Here is a 16460-nt window from a genome sequence, read left to right as displayed (position 1 = left end):
CTGGTGGGCGGCGACTGGTACGACGCGGTCGTGCTGCCGTCCAAGCAGGTCCTGCTGAGCGTCGGGGACGTCGCCGGGCACGGCATCGAGGCGGCCACCAGCATGGTCGTCCTGCGCAACGCCCTGCGCGGCCTCGCCGTCACCGGGGCAGGCCCGGCCCAGCTGCTGTCCTGGCTGAACAACGTCGCCCACCACCTGACCAACTCGGTGACGGCCACCGCCATATGCGCCCTGTACGACCCGTCCACCCGGGTGCTGCGCTGGGCCCGGGCGGGCCATCTGCCGCCGGTCCTGGTCCGGGAGGGGCAGGCGGCGACCCTGCCCATGCTCAAGGGACTGCTGCTGGGCGCCGTCTCCGACGTGGCCTACCAGGAGGCGGAGGTGCGGCTGGACATCGGCGACACCCTGCTGATGTACACGGACGGCCTGGTGGAGCGCAGGGACCGCTCCATGGAGGAGTCCCTGCACCACCTGGTGACGACGGCGGCCACGTCGCGGACCAGCCTCGAACAGCGGCTCGACCACCTGCTGACGTACAGCAGGTCCGACACGGACGACGACACGTGCATCATCAGCATCGAGGTGATGTGAGCCGCCGGCAGCCCGTGCCGCCGTGCTCCCGTGCGGCTCAGCGGCGGGTGCGCAGCCTCCCCAGCAGCCGCTGCGCCTGCGCGCGGCGGCGGGGATCGGCGGCGGCGCGCCGGACCTGGTCCATGGTGCGCCGGCCCTGCGGGCTCCTGGCGAACATCTTGATGCGTTGCAGCACTCCGGCCACGACTTCCCTCCCGGGACCTCTGGTACTTGTGACACCTGTCGGGAACATCCGAGGGGTGTTCGTCCCTCTGTGTTCGACTACCCCGCACAGCGGCAGGAAAAATGGGGCGCGACGGCCGGGTGCCGAAGGATACGGTCCCGGCATGCTCGATGAGGACGGCTATTTCGGAGAGAACATCGCGGCCCGTTACGACGAGTCGTCGGCGGACATGTTCCGGCCCGAGGCGGTGGACCCCGCGGTCGACCTGCTGGCCGGCCTCGCCGGTGACGGCCGGGCCCTCGAGTTCGCCGTCGGCACTGGCAGGATCGCGCTGCCGCTGGCGAGCCGCGGGGTCCCGGTGCACGGCATCGACATGTCGCGGGCCATGGTGGCGAGGCTGCGGGCCAAGCCGGGCGGTGACGCCGTCGGAGTGACGATCGGTGACATCGCTACGACACAGGTGGAGGGCGAGTTCGGCGTCGTCTACCTCGTGTTCAACACCATCAACAATCTGACGACGCAGGACGCCCAGGTGGACTGCTTCCGCAACGCCGCCGCCCACCTGCGGCCCGGCGGCTGCTTCGTCGTCGAGGTGGGGGTGCCCGAGCTGCGCCTCCTGCCGCCCGGGCAGACGGCCGTACCGTTCCGGATCAGTCCCACCGGGTGGGCGTTCGACACGTACGACGTCGTCACCCAGGCGATGAGCTCGAACTACGTCACGATCGTCGACGGGCGCGCCGAGCACTGGTCCGTCCCCTTCCGGTACGTGTGGCCGGCGGAGCTGGACCTGATGGCACGGCTGGCCGGGCTGCGGCTGCGTGACCGGTGGGAGACCTGGACACGGGAGCCGTTCACCGGCGAGAGCCGCCGCCATGTCTCGGTCTGGGAGAAGGCAGGAGAACCGGTGACGTGACCGCGCGCGGGACGCGCTCCAGGACGCCCCCCGCGAAGACGTCGTACAGCGGCAGCGTCTCCAGGTGCACGTACCCGATGTGGCAGTCGCAGACGGCCAGCGGGCACGGGCGCGGGGCGAGGGCCGCGCGGTAGGAGCCGTCGTACAGGTTCCCCAGTTCGGCGGGCACGAAGTGGCAGCGCCGGACGGTTCCCTCGCCGTCCACGGAGACGACGGACGCGCCCGTCCGGCAGGGCAGACCGGCGGAGCGGTGCGGATGGCGGCTGTAGGGGAAGAGCGGGTCCAGCTCCGTCCACCGGGCGGCCTGTTCGTCGGTGTACGTGTGTCCCTCGGCGGCGTTGACCCAGAGGTACACGTGCCCGGGCAGGTCCGCGCGCAGCCGCCGGGCGTGCTCCAGGTGCCCGGGCAGGCCGACGATACCGACGCTGAAGCGGACGCCGAGCTCCGCCAGCCGGTGGGTCTTGCCGAGGAAGCGGTCGTACGGGGTCTGCCCCGGGTGGTACGTGCACCACAGTGCCAGCGTGTCCAGGTCCGCCCCGGTCAGCCACTCGGTGCGACAGCTCAGATTGGTCTGGATCGCCACCCGGTCGATGTGCGGCTCGTGCGAGAGCTCCACCAGCGCCCGGCGGTACCAGGAGCGCACCAGTCCCTCGCCCCAGGGCGTGAAGAGCACCGACAGCCGGTGGTCCGTGCCGGCGGTGCGGGCCCAGGCCGTGAACCGGTCCAGGGCCGCGCGGTCGGCGCGCAGCCGCTCCGGGGAGTCGCGGCGCTTCGCGAAGGGGCAGTACGGGCAGTCGTAGTCGCAGGAGGCGAGCGGCCCCCGGTACAGGATCGTCAGGTCCGTCGTCGTGTCCATCCCGGCCGCCGTCACTTCGGCTCGTACGCGGCCATCGCGGCCCGTACGGCGGGGGAGAAGAACTCCGGGCCGATGGCGTCCGAGTGCGCCAGCCCCTCGGCGGAGAGCCGCAGCCGCCCGGAGCCCGGTCCCTCCGGCTCCGCCAGCCAGCCGCGCGAGTCCAGCGCCGCGAGCTCCGCCGGGAAGTCGTCGTAGGGGCCGGAGCCGAAGCGCCGCCGGTAGTCGTCGACCGGCAGCCCCTCCGCCTGGAGCAGGGACTGCAGCAGATGGCGGCGCCTCGCTTCGTCGCCGTCGACCTCCCGGCCGTGCACGGCCCGGCCGAAGTCCTCGGTGGCGGTGTACGCGTCGATGAGGGAGCGGATCTCGGGCATGCCCACCGCGTAGTCGAACGAGTAGTGCAGCTGCGACGTGTACGAGCGGGCGCCGCAGCCCAGGCCGATCATGCCGTCGGTCTGGCAGGCGTAGTCGTCCGGTCCCTGCGGCGGGGCGTCCGCGCGGCGGAACATGCGCATCGAGACCTGTTCGTAGCCGTGGGCGAGCAGATGGTCGCGGCCCTCGCGGTACCGGCGCAGCCGCTCCTCGTCCCACTCCCGGTCGGCGGCCTCCGGTTCCGGATCGGTGCGGCGGCGGCCCAGGCCCGTGAGCGGCCGGACGTACAGCGGGTAGAGGTAGATCTCCTCCGGCCGCCAGGCGAGGGCCGCGTCCAGGGACAGCCGCCAACTGGCCGCCGTCTGCCCGTCGATGCCGTAGATCAGGTCGATGTTGAGCACCGGGATGCCGGCCTCGCGGACGCGCGCGAGGGCCGCCTCCACGTCGGCGCGCCGCTGGGGCCGTACGGCCGCCCGCGCCTCCTCCTCGACGAAGCTCTGCACCCCGAGGCTGAGCCGCGTGGTGCCCCGTCCGGCCAGGACGGCCAGCCGGTCGGCCGTCGCCGTGGCGGGCGAGGCCTCCACGGACAGCGGGATCGCCCGCAGGTCCGCGCCCATGTGCCGCTCCGCGATGTCGCACAGCCGGTCCAGCTCGGCGGCCTCCAGGAAGGTCGGCGTGCCGCCGCCGAACGCGGCGTTCGCGAAGCGCACCGGCTCCGTGTCACCGAGCGCCTCGCGGACGGCGATCGCCTGCCGCTCCAGGGCGTCCAGGTAACGGCGGGTCAGGTCGCCGGGGGCGCCGATCCGGGTGAACAGGTTGCAGAAGCCGCAGCGCACCTCGCAGAAGGGTATGTGCGCGTAGAGCGAGAGGGCCTGCTTCGGCTCCCCGGACCAGAGGTCCGCGAGCCGGGGCGTGGGGACCAGGGGCCGGTAGGCCGTCTTGTGGGGGTAGGCGTAGACGTAGTGCTGGTACGGGCGGGGCGGCCGCGTTCCGGCGGAAGGGGCGCTGACGACGGGGGCGGTCATGCGGACGGCTCCAGGAAGAAGTGGGCGTAGGGGACGGTCCACACGGACTCGTGGCCGAGGCGGTGCCCCGTGTATCCGTCGTCTCCGTACGCGGTCCCGTGGTCGGAGCAGACGATGGCGAAGCAGCGGCGGCGCGAGCGCATCGCGGCGAAGAGCCGCCCGATGTGCCGGTCGATGTACTCCAGTGCCGCCGCGTGGGTCTCCGGGCCGTCGCCCGCCTCGCGGGTGGCGCCCGGCAGGTGGAACCAGTTGGGCTGGTGCAGCGCGGAGGCGTTGAGGAACAGGAACAGCCGCTGTTCGGCGGGCAGTCCGGCCACGATCCGCTCGGCGCACGCCACCTGTGCCTCGAAGGAGGTCGGGGACGCGACGGAGAACTCCGGTGCCCAGTGGCTCTCCTGGAACAGGCCCGGCAGGACGTTGCCGAGCGCTCCCTGCTTGTTGAAGAAGCCGACACCGCCGACGCACACCGTGCGGTAGCCGTGTCCGGCGAGCGCCGTCACGAGGTCGGGAGTGTCGAAGACGAAGGTGCGCCCGGCGGTGGTCTCGCTGCCGGCGAACCGTCCCGCGAACAGCCGGGGGTGCGGTCCGGGTGCCGCGGGAGTCGGCAGGAAGCCCGCGAACATCGCCTGGTGCGAGGCGTAGGTGAAGTTCCCGGGAGCGTGCCGCTTTTCCCAGGTGCCGCCCGGCAGATGGGCGGTCAGGTTCGGCAGGCGGCCGGCCGCGGCGAGCTCCACCGCCACGTCGTGGCGGAGGGTGTCGAGGGTGAGCAGGAGCAGGTCGTCGCGGCCCACCACCTCGTTCATGTCGGGAGCCGGCGGTTCAGAGGCTTGCATGGTCGTTCCTCGGTTCGGTGTGGTGCGGGCGCGCGGGCGGTGAGGCCGGTGACGGCAGGGGCACGGCCGTTCGCGCGGCGGCGATCTGCGCCGCGTAGGTGGTGAGGCCCTCCGCGGGCCCGCCCGGCAGGCCGGTCAGCCGGGGCAGCAGGTCGCCGAAGGCGTTGACCTCGCCGACGGCGAACTGCCGCCAGCCGGTCGCCGGGAGCAGGTCCACGCCCACGCACAGCGTGCGCGGGAAGCAGGCGGCGGCCTCCTCGCAGATGGTCAGCGCCCGCGTCCACCGCTCGCCCGCGGCCGCGACGGCCGCCGCCAGATCGCCCCGGGCCCCGCCCAGGTGAAGGTTGGTCAGCGGGGAACGGCTGGTGCGTACGACGGCGTGGGTGGCCCGGCCCGCCACGACCACGACCCGCAGGTCGGCGACCCTGCCGTCGGCGGTGGAGGCCTTCGGCAGCCAGTGCTCGATGTGCAGGCCGTCGGGCGCCAGCGCGTCCACGATGGCGGCGATCTCGCGCTCGCCGGTGTAGCGGCGCAGCCGCAGCGAGTTGTGCAGCCCGCCCGGCGTCACCTCCACCGACGTGGTCGCCCTGATCCGCCCGCCGCCCGCCGTCTCCACGGCCAGCACGCCGGAGGCGGAGGAGCCGTGGGCCGGCTTCACGAAGACGCGCGGCATGCCGTGCTCCCGCATCGCCGCCCGTACGTCGTCCCAGCCGCGCACCGGCAGCGCCCCGCCCGAGGTGGGCGACGGCGGCACCGGCACGTCCGCCGCCTCCATCCGGGCATGGCACAGCCGCTTGTCGAACAGCACGGCCAGCTCGTCCGGGTCGTCGAGCCGTATCCCGCCCCGCAGCGAGCGGACGGCGTCCAGGAAGCCGGCGTACCAGCGGGCGGAACCCTCCACGCGCGTCGGCTCGACGGCCCCGCGCAGGCGCCGGTCCACCTCCGCGTTCTCGCCCGGTGAGTCCAGCCGTACGATCTCGTCGTCCGCGAAGGTGTGACCGCCGTCGCGCAGGACGTCGCGCCACTCGACGACGCGGGGCGTGCCGAGGCCGGCGGCCCGCGCCGCCTCGACGAACATCCCCACCCGCCGGTTCTCCCCGTTCCCGACGACCGCCCAGCTGCGCGACCGTCCTGTCACTCACCCACCGCCACGTAGCGCCAGACCTCGCCGTCCTCCTCGTCCTCGTCCTCCTCCGCGTGGCCGGGGTCGGTGTCGACCGCCACGCCCGCCGGCTCCAGGGAGTCCCGCAGCCGGGTGCGCATCGCGTCGCTGAGGTAGTTGTGGTGCATGTCCAGCGACTTCAGGTGGGTGAGCGGCTGGCCGGTCAGCAGCGCGGTGGCGCCGTCGTCCGTCAGCACCCCCATCGACACGTCGAGGACGTCGAGACGGGCCACCACCGGCGCGGAGGCGAGGGCCGCGCAGATGTCGTCCTGCATCTCGCTGTTGCGCAGCGCGAGGTACTTCAGGGAGGGCAGCCGGCTGCCCGCCAGGAACGGCGCCAGGTCGGTCACCTCGGCGTCACCGCCGTAGTCCGGAGTGCCCAGCCAGAGGTCCAGGTGTTCCAGGGCGGGCAGGTCGCAGGCGGCCACCCCGCGGACCGTCTCGGCGGACATGCCGCCGGTCTCCGCCTTCAGCCTGCGCAGCCGCTCGTGCCGCAGGGGGCCGATACGCAGCCCGTTGCCGCCGCGCACACCGAAGTCCTCCAGTTCCCCGAAGGCCTCCAGCAGCGGAGTGACATCGCCCTGCTCGATCCAGGAGATCTCGCTCTCCTCGAAGCCGAACTCACCGAGGAACAACCGCCGCAGGGCGGGCAGCCGGTCACGAGCGGCCACCAGCGCCTCGATCGCGTCCAGCGGGCCCACCTGGGACGGAGAGCCCCAGGAACCCACGATCAGTGCGCGCACCCGCGTCGTGTCGACGGCGGCGAGGAACCGATCGAAGGCGTCCTCCCACTCCTCATGGCCGTCGCGCGACCCCACCTCTATCTTCCAGGCCACCGACTCGGGCGCCGGCAGGCCGGTGGCGTCCACGGGGCCGTCCTCCCGTGCGGGGAAGCGGAAGATGGGCAGGTCGTGCAACTCCTGCAGGTCGTTCCCGGTGGTCATGTGCGCCCGCTCCTTCGTCCCGTGGTCCTGTGTCGTCGAGTACGGGAGTTGTACCAAGCCCCACTGACAACACGGGCGCCGGGCCCGCGCACCGGGCGATTGTCAGTGCCTGCCTCTACGGTCCTCGACATGGCACACCACGTGCCCCGACCGGAGGGAGACCCATGTACCGGCAAGGAGACGTCCTGATCGTTCCGCTGGCGGAGAGTGCCGTGCCCGAGCAGGCCGCTGACGCGCCGTCGGAGCCGCGCGACCCGCGCGGCCGGCTCGTCCTCGCCCTCGGCGAGGTCACCGGGCACGCGCACGCCGTGGTGGGCCCGGGCCGGCTGATCCGCGAGGCGAGCGCCTTCGGGCCGATGCTGCTGCATGTCCCCGAGGGCGCGCGGGTGGTGCACGAGGAGCACGCGGCGATCTCCCTGCCGAAGGGCTGGTACCGGGTCGTACGGCAGCGCGAGTACGTGCCGGGCTCGGTGCGGATCGTCGCGGACTGACGCCCCGTCAGCGGAGACAGGGTCATGCACATCGGGATCGAGGAGGAGAGCGGTATGTCGGAGCGGGCGGACTGGCGGACGGTGGCGGCGGCCACGGGACCGGGTGAGCGGGCGGTGGCGGAGGCCGGCGTCAGGCTCGCCTACCGGCGGGCGGGACTCGCGGAACCCGGGCACATCGTCTGGGCCCGCTCACCGCTGGAGGCGGTACGGCTGCTGTCGGGGGAGCGGACGGAGGCCGGTGAACCGCTGCCGGACACGGGAGCGAGCGTACGGGACGCGCTCCGCAACGCACCGATCGCCGCCGAACGCGACCGCCTGCACCAGGAGCTGGGGCCGGTGGGCTGGGCCGGCCACTGGCGCGCCACGGGCGCCGACCTGTGGGAGGCCACGCACCCGCTCGTCGACCGCGTCCGCAGGGGCGTCGTCGAGACGCTGGCCTCCGGTCGGGCGGAGGAGCCCGGGATCCGCCTGCTCCTGCTGGACGCGGTCCTCGGCCAGCACGACGCGGCCTGGCTGTCCGCCTTCGGTACCGGCCCGGAGTCCGGACTGCACGGACTGGCCGAGGTGGCCCGCACGGCCGGCTGGTGGTGGCCGTACGAGAAGGTGGCGGTCGTCAGCGAGCGGCCGGTCTCGCTCCACCGTGACGAGGCGGGCCGCCTGGACCGCGGCGACGGCCCCGCGCTCGCCTACGGCGACGGATTCGCCCTGTACGCCTGGCGCGGGATGCCCGTGCCCGGTGAGTTCCTCGACCAGCTGGGCACGCTGACACCGGAGCGCGTCCGGGAGGAGGAGAACGCGGAACTGCGCCGTGTGATGCTCGAGCACTACGGCTACGACCGGTATCTGAAGGAGTCCGGGGCGGAGCCGGTGCACCGCGACGAGACGGGCGTGCTCTGGCGGATACCCCTGCTCGGCGACGAGGACGTGGTGATGGTCGAGGTCGTGAACTCCACGCCCGAGCCGGACGGCACGAGCCGTACGTACTGGCTCCGGGTGCCGCCCGCCACCCGCACGGCCCGCGAGGGAGTGGCCTGGACGTTCGGTCTGGACGCCGACGCGTACGCGCCGCTGCGGCAGACCTGAGACGAGCGGCCTACGGCAGGCCGGGCGCCGGCCTCACTCGAACCGTGAGGTGTCGCCCGCCCCCCGGCGTACGATCTCGGGCTCGCCCTCGGAGAAGTCGATGACCGTCGTCGGCTCCGTGCCGCAGTCGCCGGAGTCGACCACCGCGTCCACCACGTGGTCGAGGCGCTCCTTGATCTCCCAGCCCTGGGTCAGCGGCTCCTTCTCGTCGGGCAGCAGCAGCGTGCTGGACAGCAGTGGTTCGCCGAGTTCGGCGAGCAAAGCCTGGGTCACGGTGTGGTCGGGGATGCGCACGCCGACGGTCTTCTTCCTCGGGTGCAGGAGCCGGCGCGGCACCTCCTTCGTCGCGGGCAGGATGAAGGTGTAACTGCCGGGCGTGGCGGCCTTGACGCTCCGGTACACGTCCTTGTCGACGCGTACGAAGTGCCCGAGCTGCGCGAAGTTCTGGCACACGAGCGTGAAGTGGTGCCGGTCGTCGAGGTGGCGGATCGCCCGGATCCGCTCGATGCCGTCACGGCTGCCGAGCCGGCACCCCAGGGCGTAACAGGAGTCCGTGGGGTACGCGACGAGCGCCCCCTCACGGATGCTGTCGGCCACCTGACCGATGGTGCGCTGCTGGGGGTTGTCCGGGTGCACGTCGAAGTACTTGGCCATCCGGCCAGCCTAAGGCGTCACCCGACCCGTACGGCGGAAGGCGGGCCCCTCGTCAGGGGGCCCGCCTTCCGCCGTACGAAATGTGTCCGGGTGTGCGTCCGTCCGGAGGACTTACGCGCCGCTCTCCCGGAGCATGTCCTCACGCTCGACGAGCTTCACGCGCTCGCGGCCCTGGGGCTCGCCCAGCGCCTTCTCCGCGGCGTCCAGCCTGTACCAGCCCTCCCAGGTGGTGAAGCGGACGTTCCGCTCGGCGAGGAAGGCGTCCACGGCCTCCTCGGCGGGCGAGGCGGGCGTGTGCAGACGGCCGTTCGCGTAGTCGTCCAGCAGGTTGGAGACCGTCTCGTTGGCGTCGCCCTTGGTGTGGCCGATGAGGCCCACCGGACCGCGGCGGATCCAGCCGGTGACGTACGTCGACTGGAGGTGGGCGCCGCTCTCCTCGATCACCCGGCCGCCCTCGTCCGGCACCGTGCCCGACGCGACGTCCCAGGGCAGCTTGGACAGCTTGTCGGAGAGGTAGCCGACGGCCCGGTAGACCGCGGTGACGTCCCAGTCCTTGAAGGTGCCGGTGCCCTTGACGTTGCCGGTGCCGTCCAGCTCGGTGCGCTCGGTGCGCAGGCCGACGACCTTGCCGTCCTCGCCGAGGATCTCGGCGGGCGACTCGAAGAAGTGCAGGAACAGCTTGTGCGGCCGGTCGCCGACGTCGCGGATCGCCCAGTTCTCCAGGGTCTTGGCGACCATGTCGGCCTGCTTGTTGCCGCGCCGGGTCTCGATCGAGCCCTCGTCGTAGTCGATGTCCTCGGGGTCGACGATGACCTCGATGTTGGGGGAGTGGTCCAGCTCCCGCAGCTCCATCGGGCTGAACTTCGCCTGCGCCGGCCCGCGGCGGCCGAAGACGTGGATCTCGAGGGCCTTGTTCGCCTTCAGGCCCTCGTACACGTTCGGCGGGATCTCGGTCGGCAGCAGCTCGTCCGCCGTCTTGGCGAGGACGCGGGCCACGTCGAGCGCGACGTTGCCGACGCCGAGGACGGCGACCTTCTCGGCCTCGAGCGGCCAGGTCCGCGGGACGTCGGGGTGGCCGTCGTACCAGGAGACGAAGTCGGCGGCGCCGTAGGAGCCGTCCAGGTCGATGCCGGGGATGTCCAGCGCGCGGTCGGCCGTGGCGCCGGTGGAGAAGATCACCGCGTCGTAGAAGGCGCGCAGATCGTCGAGGTTGATGTCGCGCGGGTAGTCCACATTGCCGAAGAGACGGATCTGCGGCTTGTCGAGCACCTGGTGCAGGGCGGTGATGATGCCCTTGATGCGCGGGTGGTCCGGGGCCACGCCGTAGCGGATCAGTCCGAACGGCGCGGGCATCCGCTCGAAGAGGTCGATGGACACGCCGGGCTCGGCGGCCACGTCGGACTTCAGCAGCGCGTCGGCGGCATAGATCCCGGCGGGGCCGGCTCCGACAATGGCTACCCGCAGGGGGCGGGGCATGATCAGGTTCCCTTCGAGCGGTGATGAACGACTCGTAGGCAACCCTAAACTAAGGTAACCCTAAGCTGGTACGAGGGTCGGCCCTATGACCTCATAAACCACTTTTATGGCCAGGGAACCCAGACGGCCCATGTTACGTGCTCTCCTTGACGCCCTCGCGATCGGGTTCGGTCTCGGCCTCCGGCTTGGGTGCGGACGCGGGTGCGGGGACGGTCTCGGGCTCGGTCTCGGATCTCGACTCGGAGGAAGCGGCGAGCAGCCCGGCCCGTGCGCGCTCCAGCGGCTTCGTCAGCGCGCGCAGAGAGAAACGTTCACGCGGACGGGGTTCCTCGCGCGGCGCGGGCAGCGTGCCGTTGCCCTCCCGGTAGGCGCTCAGCGCCTCGTGCGCGCGTTCGGCGGCCTCGCGGTAGAGGTCCCGGGACTTCGTCATGGCCTCCAGGGCCTCCGCGTACGTGGCCACCAGGGCGCGGGCCTGGGCCAGTTCCTCCTCGAGGGTCATCAGGTGCCACTGCTCGCGCAGCCCGGTGACGGCCTCCTCGGCCCACTCCGGCAGCGGCCGGGGCAGCGCGGCGTACCGCAGCACCGTGTCGATGAGCTCGGCCGGCTCCGAACCGTCGAGGAACACCGTGCGGACCGCGAAGTCGCCGGCGTCGTAGCCGGGGCGCGGGGGCGTGCTCGGCAGCACGACGGCGCCGCCGCGCGGCACCCGCGCGCCCAGGTCGTCGAGCACCCAGTTGACGATCTGGAACTGGTCCGGCGCGGCCCGGTGCTCCACCACGCGGTGGCGCAGACTCGGCGGCAGCAGCGGCGTCAGGGGGCGTCGTCCGCGCTCGTCCGGGGTCATGGCCTCGTGGACGACGACATGGATGCTCCCGCTGCGCCGGACACAGTCCCTGAGCAGGCGCCGCAGCTCCTTGTCGTCCGTGGGCAGCGGATTCGTCGTACGGAAGCGGAGACCCGGGACCACGTCCTGGTCCCAGGCGACGTACTCGTCCTCGGGCCAGAAGACGGTGGCGGGAGACGGCCAGCCGAGCTCCCAGGGACGCTCCGCCTCCGCCGCGAGCACCCACTCCTGTGCGCCGTCCCTGCCGTCCGGCGGGCCGACGGTCATGCGTGCACGGACCACGACGTCGCCGGCGACCAGCCAGCGCGCCTCGAAGGCGCGCCGGCCGGAGTCGGAGTCGTCGTCGGGGCCGTCGAACTCCAGATGGTCCTGGATCGCCTCGGTGCTCTTCAGCTCCGCCAGACGGTGGCGGATCAGCTCCTCGGCGGGGGTGGTGCCCGTGTGACGCCCGCGCGCCAGCCAGACGCTGTCGGGAGCCGTGGCACGGGCAGCGGGGGACTTCGCCATGGTTCTACCTGCGCAGATGGGAGTCGGGGTGCACCTCCCAGTATGGTCCGCTCACGTCAAGAGCCCGAAGGGAGGGTTCCCGTAACCCCCCACACGGGTGTGTCAGGCGGTCATAGTGGGCCGTACGGGATGCCGCTCGCCGAGGGCGGTCAGCACCTTGTCGGGTGTGAGCGGCAGCTCGCGGAAGCGGATCCCGGTGGCGTGATGGACGGCGTTGCCGATGGCCGCGGCCGTGCCGACGATGCCGATCTCGCCGATCCCCTTGCTCCCCATGGGGTTGAGGTGCGGATCGTCCTCCTCGATCCAGTGCGCCTCGATCGCGGGCACGTCGGCGTGGACGGGCACGTGGTACGAGGCCAGGTCGCGCTCGGCGAAGTCCCCGAAGGCGGCGTCCATCGTGCTGCTCTCGGTCAGCGCCATGCCCAGCCCCATGGTCATGCCGCCGATGAACTGGGAGCGCGCGGTGCGGGCGTTCAGGATGCGGCCGGCGGCGAACACGCTCAGCAGCCGGCGGACCCGCACCTCGCCGGTGACCGTGTCGACGGCGACCTCGGCGAAATGGGCGCCGAAGGAGTGCCGGGCGTAGGGGCTGTCCGCGTCGGCCGTGCCGCTGGTGTCGGCGTGGGCGTCCAGTCCGTCCGCCGGGAGGGGCCCGGCGTGGGCGGCCAGCCGGTCCTTCAGCTCCGTGCACGCCTCGTGCACGGCCCAGCCCCAGGACGCCGTGCCGGACGACCCGCCGGCCAGGGGAGCGGCGGGCAGATCGCTGTTGCCCACCTCCGTGCGGACGTCCGCCAGCGGGACGCCGAGGGCGTCGGCGGCGACCTGGGCGAGCACGGTGCGGGCGCCCGTACCGATGTCGGCGGCGTTGACCCGTACGACGAAGGTGCCGTCGGGCAGGGCGTGCGCGGACGCGGTGGACGGCGACACCATCACGGGATAGGTGGCCGCGGCCACGCCCGACCCCACCAGCACGTTCCCCGTGGCGGCCCGCGCCCGGGTGGCGCGGCCGGCCCAGTCGAAGCGGCGGGCGCCCTCCCGCAGGCACTCCACCAGGTGCCTGCTGCTGAACGGATCGCCGCTGTCCGGCTCGTGGTCCGTGTCGTTGACGATCCGCAGCTCGACCGGGTCCATGCCGAGCGCGTCGGCCAGCTCGTCCATGGCCGACTCCAGGGCGTACATCCCCGGGGCCTCGCCGGGCGCCCGCATCCAGGACGGGCTCGGTACGTCCAGCGGGGTCACCCGGTGCAGGGTCCGGCTGTGGGGTGAGGCGTACATGACGCGCGAGGGGACGGCGGCCTGCTCCACGAACTCCTTGACGTGCGAGGTGTGGGTCGTGACCTCGTGGATGAGGGAGGTGAGACGGCCGTCCCGCCCGGCGCCGAGGCGCAGCCGCTGCAGGGTGGGGGCCCGATGCCCGACGACGGTGGCGAGCTGGGCGCGAGGCAGGGCGACGGTGACGGGCCGGCCGGTCTCCCGGGCGGCCATCACGGCCAGCACCACGTCCGGGCGCGGTGTCCCCTTCGACCCGAACCCGCCGCCCACGTGCTCGGCGGAGACGGTGATCCGCTCCTCGGGCAGCCCGAACAGCGCGGCGAGGGTCTGCCGGACGGTCGTGCCGCCCTGGCTGGAGGTGTGCACGATGAGCCGGTCGCCGTCGAAGCGGGCGGTGGACGCGTGGGGCTCCATCGGGTGGTTGTGGAGGGGCGGCACCCGGTAGACGGCGTCGACCTTGACGGGCGCGGAGTCGAAGTCGGCCTCCGGGTTGCCGCGTTCCCGCGTGCCGGGCTGCCCGCCGTTGGCCTCGTCGGGGACGTACGCGGCGGGATGGTCCTCGGTGAGGGTGACGTCGTGGGCCTCGGTCTCGTAGTCGACGCGGACCGCCGCGGCACCGGCGCGTGCCTGCTCCAGGGTCTCGGCGACGACCAGGGCCACCTGCCAGCCGCGGTGCGGCACCCGGGCGTCCTGCAGGACGGCGAGCATGGGGTCGTCCGGCTCGTTCAGCCGGGGCGCGTTCTCGTGGGTGAGCACGGTGAGGACGCCCGGCATCTCCAGGGCGCCCGAGGCGTCGACGCGGCGGACCCGGCCGCGGGCGACCGCCGCCTGCAACGGCCATCCGTGGGCCCGTCCGGGCAGCGGGTGCTCGGCGGCGTAGCGGGCGGCGCCGGTCACTTTCTGCCGCCCTTCCCGGCGCTCGGCGGGGGCACCGGTGGCGGTGTGAGGCTCGGCCATGGGGTCGGCCGGGGAGTCGGTCATGTGGTTCTCCTTCGCCCTTGAGGCGTGCCGGCGTCGGGGTCAGGTCAGGTCGGTCGCGGCGGGCGGGGCCAGGCGGGTCAGGACGTCCACACCGATGTTGCGGGCCAGGGGCACCTTGTAGGCGTTGTCCCGCAGCGGCCGGGCGGCCTCCAGCTCCAGGTCGAGGGCGTGCTCGAAGGCGGCCCTCGTGGGGGCCGCGCCCAGGAGCGCCGCCTCGGCCCGCTCGGCCCGCCACGGCCGGTGCGCCAGCGCGCCGAAGGCGATCCCCACCTGCTGGACCACCCCTCCCTCGACGCGCAGGACGGCGGCGACGGAGGCGAGGGCGAACGCGTACGAGGCGCGGTCGCGGGCCTTGCGATACAGGGACGGCAGACCGGCCGTGGCCGCCGGCAGCACCACGCCCGTGACGAGTTCGCCGGGGCGGATCTCGGTGTCCCGCTCCGGGCGGTCGCCGGGCAGCCGGTGGAAGCGGTCCGCGGGCACACTGCGGACCCCGTCGGCCCCGTACAGCTCGATCCGGGCGTCGAGGGCCGCGAGGGCCACCGCCATGTCGGACGGGTGGGTGGCGACGCAGGTCTCGGAGTGCCCGAGGACCGCGTGGTCGCGGTGGACCCCGTCGAGGGCGCCGCAGCCGCTGCCGGGCTGCCGCTTGTTGCAGGGCTTGGTGACGTCCTGGAAGTACGGGCAGCGCGTGCGCTGGAGCAGGTTGCCGCCCGTCGTCGCCGTGTTGCGCAGCTGCCCGGAGGCGCCCGCGAGCAGTGCCTGGGACAGGGCGGGCCAGCGGTCGCGGACGGCCGGGTGGGCGGCGGCGTCGCTGTTGCGGACCGTGGCCCCGATGCGCAGCGAACCGTCGGGCAGCTCCGTCACCGTGTCCAGGGGCAGCCGGCTGACGTCGATGAGGGCGCGGGGTTCCTCCACGCCCAGTTTCATCAGGTCGACGAGGTTGGTGCCGCCGCCGAGGTAACGGGCGCCGGGGCGGGTCGCGTACGCCTCGGCCGCCTCCTCGACACTCCCGGCGCGTACATAGGCGAAGGGTTTCACCGGATCACGTCCTCCACGGCGTCGACGATGTGCGGATAGGCGCCGCAGCGGCACAGGTTGCCGCTCAGCCGCTCACGGATCTCGTCCCGGTCGAGCGGCATCGGCCGGCCCGACGGCCTGCCGGGGTCCGTGACGTGCGACGGGTGGCCCATCGCCGCCTCGTCGACCGCGCCCAGTGCGGAACAGATCTGTCCCGGGGTGCAGTAACCGCACTGGAAGGCGTCGCGGTCGAGGAAGGCCTGCTGGAGGGGGTGCACCTCCCCGTCGCCGTCGCCCAGCCCCTCCACGGTGACGACCTCGCGGCCGTCGAGCGAGACCGCGAGCAGGAGACAGCTGTTGACCCGGCGGCCGTCGACCAGCACCGTGCAGGCACCGCACTGGCCGTGGTCGCAGCCCTTCTTGGCGCCCGTGAGGTCCAGGTCCTCGCGCAGGACGTCCAGCAGCGCGCGCCGGTGGTCGAGGGTCAGGGTCCGGGAGGTGCCGTTGACGCGGAGCGTCACGTCGGAGTGATGACTTTCCGCGCTTTCCGTCGTTTCCGCCGGGACGGAGGCGCCGGCGCCGCCCGGGGTGGCGTCGTGAGGTTGGCTGCCCATGGAGTTCGATGGCCTTCCGCGGGGGGACAGGATGCTGTCGGGTCGCGTATCCAGGCTGCGGCAGCCGACACGGACCGGCACGCGGGAGACGCCGGATGTGTACGGGGAGTGAGGGCGAGGCGCGGCGTTCGTCGCACACCGTGAGGCGAACGGGTGAACGAGCACATGGCGTTTGCCGTTCACTCGAACGGCAAAGCGGTTCCCATGAGTGGAACGAACGAGAACACGAGCCGGAAGACCGCGTCCCCGCGCGCGGCCGCAGCCAGGGGCCAGCGGGCCGCGGAGAAGGCGACGGCTCCCGCCGCGCAGTCCGCGAAGACCGCCGGGCGGACGGCGGATGACGCGACGTCAGCGGCCGGGTCCGCCACGTCGGCCGCCGCCGGACGGACGGCCGACGTGACGTCCGGGGCCGTCCAGGCGGCGGTCAAGGGCGTCGAGACGGGACGTCAGGCGATCGTCACCGCCTCGGGCCAGGTGGCGGCCACCGCGAGGACGGCCTGGACGGTGGTCATGCACCGCAAGCTCGTCGCCGCGGGCGTCGGCGCGGGCCTCACCGCGCTGACCGCCGCGTCCTACGCGGCGGGCCGCCGCGCGGAGCGCCACACGTACGGTCCCGTCGCGCGGTGGATCGGCGGACGGATGTGACCTCCGGGAGCGGCCGG

17 protein-coding genes are annotated in these 16460 nt (G+C 73.1%); 5 read left to right on the top strand and 12 right to left on the bottom strand.

Features of this window, described 5'->3' with window-relative positions:
* Window positions 1–591: PP2C family protein-serine/threonine phosphatase (locus IE242_RS37485; protein WP_229858527.1), on the top strand; the 591-nt coding region annotated here is incomplete at its 5' end.
* Window positions 592–628: 37 nt separating this feature from the next.
* Here the strand turns inward: IE242_RS37485 and IE242_RS08975 are convergent.
* On the bottom strand, window positions 629–775 hold the full coding sequence (locus IE242_RS08975) for a hypothetical protein (RefSeq protein ID WP_189857127.1): 147 nt from the start codon (window positions 773–775) through the stop codon (window positions 629–631).
* A 142-nt stretch (window positions 776–917) separates the two neighbouring features.
* Here IE242_RS08975 and IE242_RS08970 point away from each other — a divergent pair, with 142 nt between their 5' ends.
* On the top strand, window positions 918–1667 hold the full coding sequence (locus IE242_RS08970; RefSeq protein WP_189857125.1) for a class I SAM-dependent DNA methyltransferase: 750 nt from the start codon (window positions 918–920) through the stop codon (window positions 1665–1667).
* Here IE242_RS08970 and IE242_RS08965 read toward each other — a convergent pair.
* The 5 genes from IE242_RS08965 to IE242_RS08945 are packed head-to-tail and all read right to left on the bottom strand — an operon-like array spanning window position 1606 to window position 6856.
* Window positions 1606–2523, bottom strand: a complete 918-nt coding sequence (locus IE242_RS08965) for an STM4011 family radical SAM protein (protein WP_189857123.1) — start codon at window positions 2521–2523, stop codon at window positions 1606–1608. The genes IE242_RS08970 and IE242_RS08965 overlap by 62 nt on opposite strands.
* Before the next feature lie 11 nt (window positions 2524–2534).
* Window positions 2535–3917: an STM4012 family radical SAM protein gene (locus IE242_RS08960; protein WP_189857121.1), complete on the bottom strand. Its 1383-nt coding sequence runs from the start codon at window positions 3915–3917 to the stop codon at window positions 2535–2537.
* A complete protein-coding gene (locus IE242_RS08955; RefSeq protein ID WP_189857581.1) occupies window positions 3914–4720 on the bottom strand; it encodes an STM4013/SEN3800 family hydrolase in 807 nt (268 codons plus the stop codon). The genes IE242_RS08960 and IE242_RS08955 overlap by 4 nt, the downstream gene beginning before the upstream one ends.
* Before the next feature lie 16 nt (window positions 4721–4736).
* Window positions 4737–5888 (bottom strand): STM4014 family protein, encoded by a 1152-nt coding sequence (locus tag IE242_RS08950; RefSeq protein WP_268249435.1) that lies wholly within the window; start codon window positions 5886–5888, stop codon window positions 4737–4739.
* On the bottom strand, window positions 5885–6856 hold the full coding sequence (locus IE242_RS08945) for an STM4015 family protein (protein WP_189857119.1): 972 nt from the start codon (window positions 6854–6856) through the stop codon (window positions 5885–5887). Before IE242_RS08945 ends, IE242_RS08950 begins: the two co-directional genes overlap by 4 nt.
* 164 nt (window positions 6857–7020) lie before the next feature.
* Between IE242_RS08945 and IE242_RS08940 the strand changes: the two genes are divergently transcribed.
* Together IE242_RS08940 and IE242_RS08935 are read left to right on the top strand one after the other, a co-directional pair.
* A complete protein-coding gene (locus tag IE242_RS08940; protein ID WP_189857117.1) occupies window positions 7021–7347 on the top strand; it encodes a DUF8820 family protein in 327 nt (108 codons plus the stop codon).
* A gap of 54 nt (window positions 7348–7401) precedes the next feature.
* Entirely contained in the window at window positions 7402–8430 is a 1029-nt protein-coding gene (locus tag IE242_RS08935; protein WP_189857576.1) for a DUF6745 domain-containing protein, read from the top strand.
* Between the two features lie 33 nt (window positions 8431–8463).
* Here IE242_RS08935 and IE242_RS08930 read toward each other — a convergent pair whose 3' ends face one another.
* The 6 genes from IE242_RS08930 to IE242_RS08905 form a co-directional block, all read right to left on the bottom strand.
* Window positions 8464–9084, bottom strand: a complete 621-nt coding sequence (locus tag IE242_RS08930) for an L-threonylcarbamoyladenylate synthase (protein ID WP_189857115.1) — start codon at window positions 9082–9084, stop codon at window positions 8464–8466.
* 111 nt (window positions 9085–9195) lie between these two features.
* A complete protein-coding gene (locus tag IE242_RS08925) occupies window positions 9196–10560 on the bottom strand; it encodes an FAD-dependent oxidoreductase (protein WP_189857113.1) in 1365 nt (454 codons plus the stop codon).
* Window positions 10561–10693: 133 nt separating this feature from the next.
* Complete coding sequence (locus IE242_RS08920; RefSeq protein ID WP_189857111.1) at window positions 10694–11911, bottom strand: hypothetical protein; 1218 nt, start codon at window positions 11909–11911, stop codon at window positions 10694–10696.
* Window positions 11912–12013: 102 nt separating this feature from the next.
* The gene (locus IE242_RS08915) at window positions 12014–14164 is read right to left on the bottom strand and encodes a xanthine dehydrogenase family protein molybdopterin-binding subunit (RefSeq protein ID WP_373299483.1); all 2151 of its coding nucleotides are present in this window, start codon (window positions 14162–14164) and stop codon (window positions 12014–12016) included.
* A gap of 39 nt (window positions 14165–14203) precedes the next feature.
* Window positions 14204–15205 (bottom strand): FAD binding domain-containing protein, encoded by a 1002-nt coding sequence (locus IE242_RS08910; protein WP_189857109.1) that lies wholly within the window; start codon window positions 15203–15205, stop codon window positions 14204–14206.
* Window positions 15202–15798, bottom strand: coding sequence for a (2Fe-2S)-binding protein (locus IE242_RS08905; RefSeq protein WP_189857107.1), 597 nt, complete (start codon window positions 15796–15798; stop codon window positions 15202–15204). The genes IE242_RS08910 and IE242_RS08905 overlap by 4 nt, the downstream gene beginning before the upstream one ends.
* A gap of 204 nt (window positions 15799–16002) precedes the next feature.
* On the opposite strand from IE242_RS08905, the gene IE242_RS08900 reads away from it, so the two are divergent.
* Window positions 16003–16443, top strand: coding sequence for a hypothetical protein (locus IE242_RS08900; RefSeq protein WP_229858524.1), 441 nt, complete (start codon window positions 16003–16005; stop codon window positions 16441–16443).
* The last annotated feature ends 17 nt before the right edge of the window (window positions 16444–16460 follow it).

This window comes from Streptomyces poonensis (assembly GCF_014650915.1).
Classification (GTDB): Bacteria; Actinomycetota; Actinomycetes; order Streptomycetales; family Streptomycetaceae; genus Streptomyces; species Streptomyces poonensis.
This window is presented reverse-complemented; position numbering and strand designations above follow the sequence as displayed.

Excerpts from the sequence above, each read along its gene's own strand:
- IE242_RS08920 (WP_189857111.1), bottom strand. The coding sequence starts at position 11,911 with ATGGCGAAGTCCCCCGCTGCCCGTGCCACGGCTCCCGACAGCGTCTGG.
- IE242_RS08935 (WP_189857576.1), top strand. The coding sequence starts at position 7,402 with ATGTCGGAGCGGGCGGACTGGCGGACGGTGGCGGCGGCCACGGGACCG.
- IE242_RS08955 (WP_189857581.1), bottom strand. The coding sequence starts at position 4,720 with ATGAACGAGGTGGTGGGCCGCGACGACCTGCTCCTGCTCACCCTCGAC.
- IE242_RS08930 (WP_189857115.1), bottom strand. The coding sequence starts at position 9,084 with ATGGCCAAGTACTTCGACGTGCACCCGGACAACCCCCAGCAGCGCACC.
- IE242_RS08965 (WP_189857123.1), bottom strand. The coding sequence starts at position 2,523 with ATGGACACGACGACGGACCTGACGATCCTGTACCGGGGGCCGCTCGCC.
- IE242_RS08905 (WP_189857107.1), bottom strand. The coding sequence starts at position 15,798 with ATGGGCAGCCAACCTCACGACGCCACCCCGGGCGGCGCCGGCGCCTCC.
- IE242_RS08940 (WP_189857117.1), top strand. The coding sequence starts at position 7,021 with ATGTACCGGCAAGGAGACGTCCTGATCGTTCCGCTGGCGGAGAGTGCC.
- IE242_RS08970 (WP_189857125.1), top strand. The coding sequence starts at position 918 with ATGCTCGATGAGGACGGCTATTTCGGAGAGAACATCGCGGCCCGTTAC.
- IE242_RS08925 (WP_189857113.1), bottom strand. The coding sequence starts at position 10,560 with ATGCCCCGCCCCCTGCGGGTAGCCATTGTCGGAGCCGGCCCCGCCGGG.
- IE242_RS08915 (WP_373299483.1), bottom strand. The coding sequence starts at position 14,164 with ATGACCGACTCCCCGGCCGACCCCATGGCCGAGCCTCACACCGCCACC.
- IE242_RS08900 (WP_229858524.1), top strand. The coding sequence starts at position 16,003 with ATGAGTGGAACGAACGAGAACACGAGCCGGAAGACCGCGTCCCCGCGC.
- IE242_RS08945 (WP_189857119.1), bottom strand. The coding sequence starts at position 6,856 with ATGACCACCGGGAACGACCTGCAGGAGTTGCACGACCTGCCCATCTTC.
- IE242_RS08960 (WP_189857121.1), bottom strand. The coding sequence starts at position 3,917 with ATGACCGCCCCCGTCGTCAGCGCCCCTTCCGCCGGAACGCGGCCGCCC.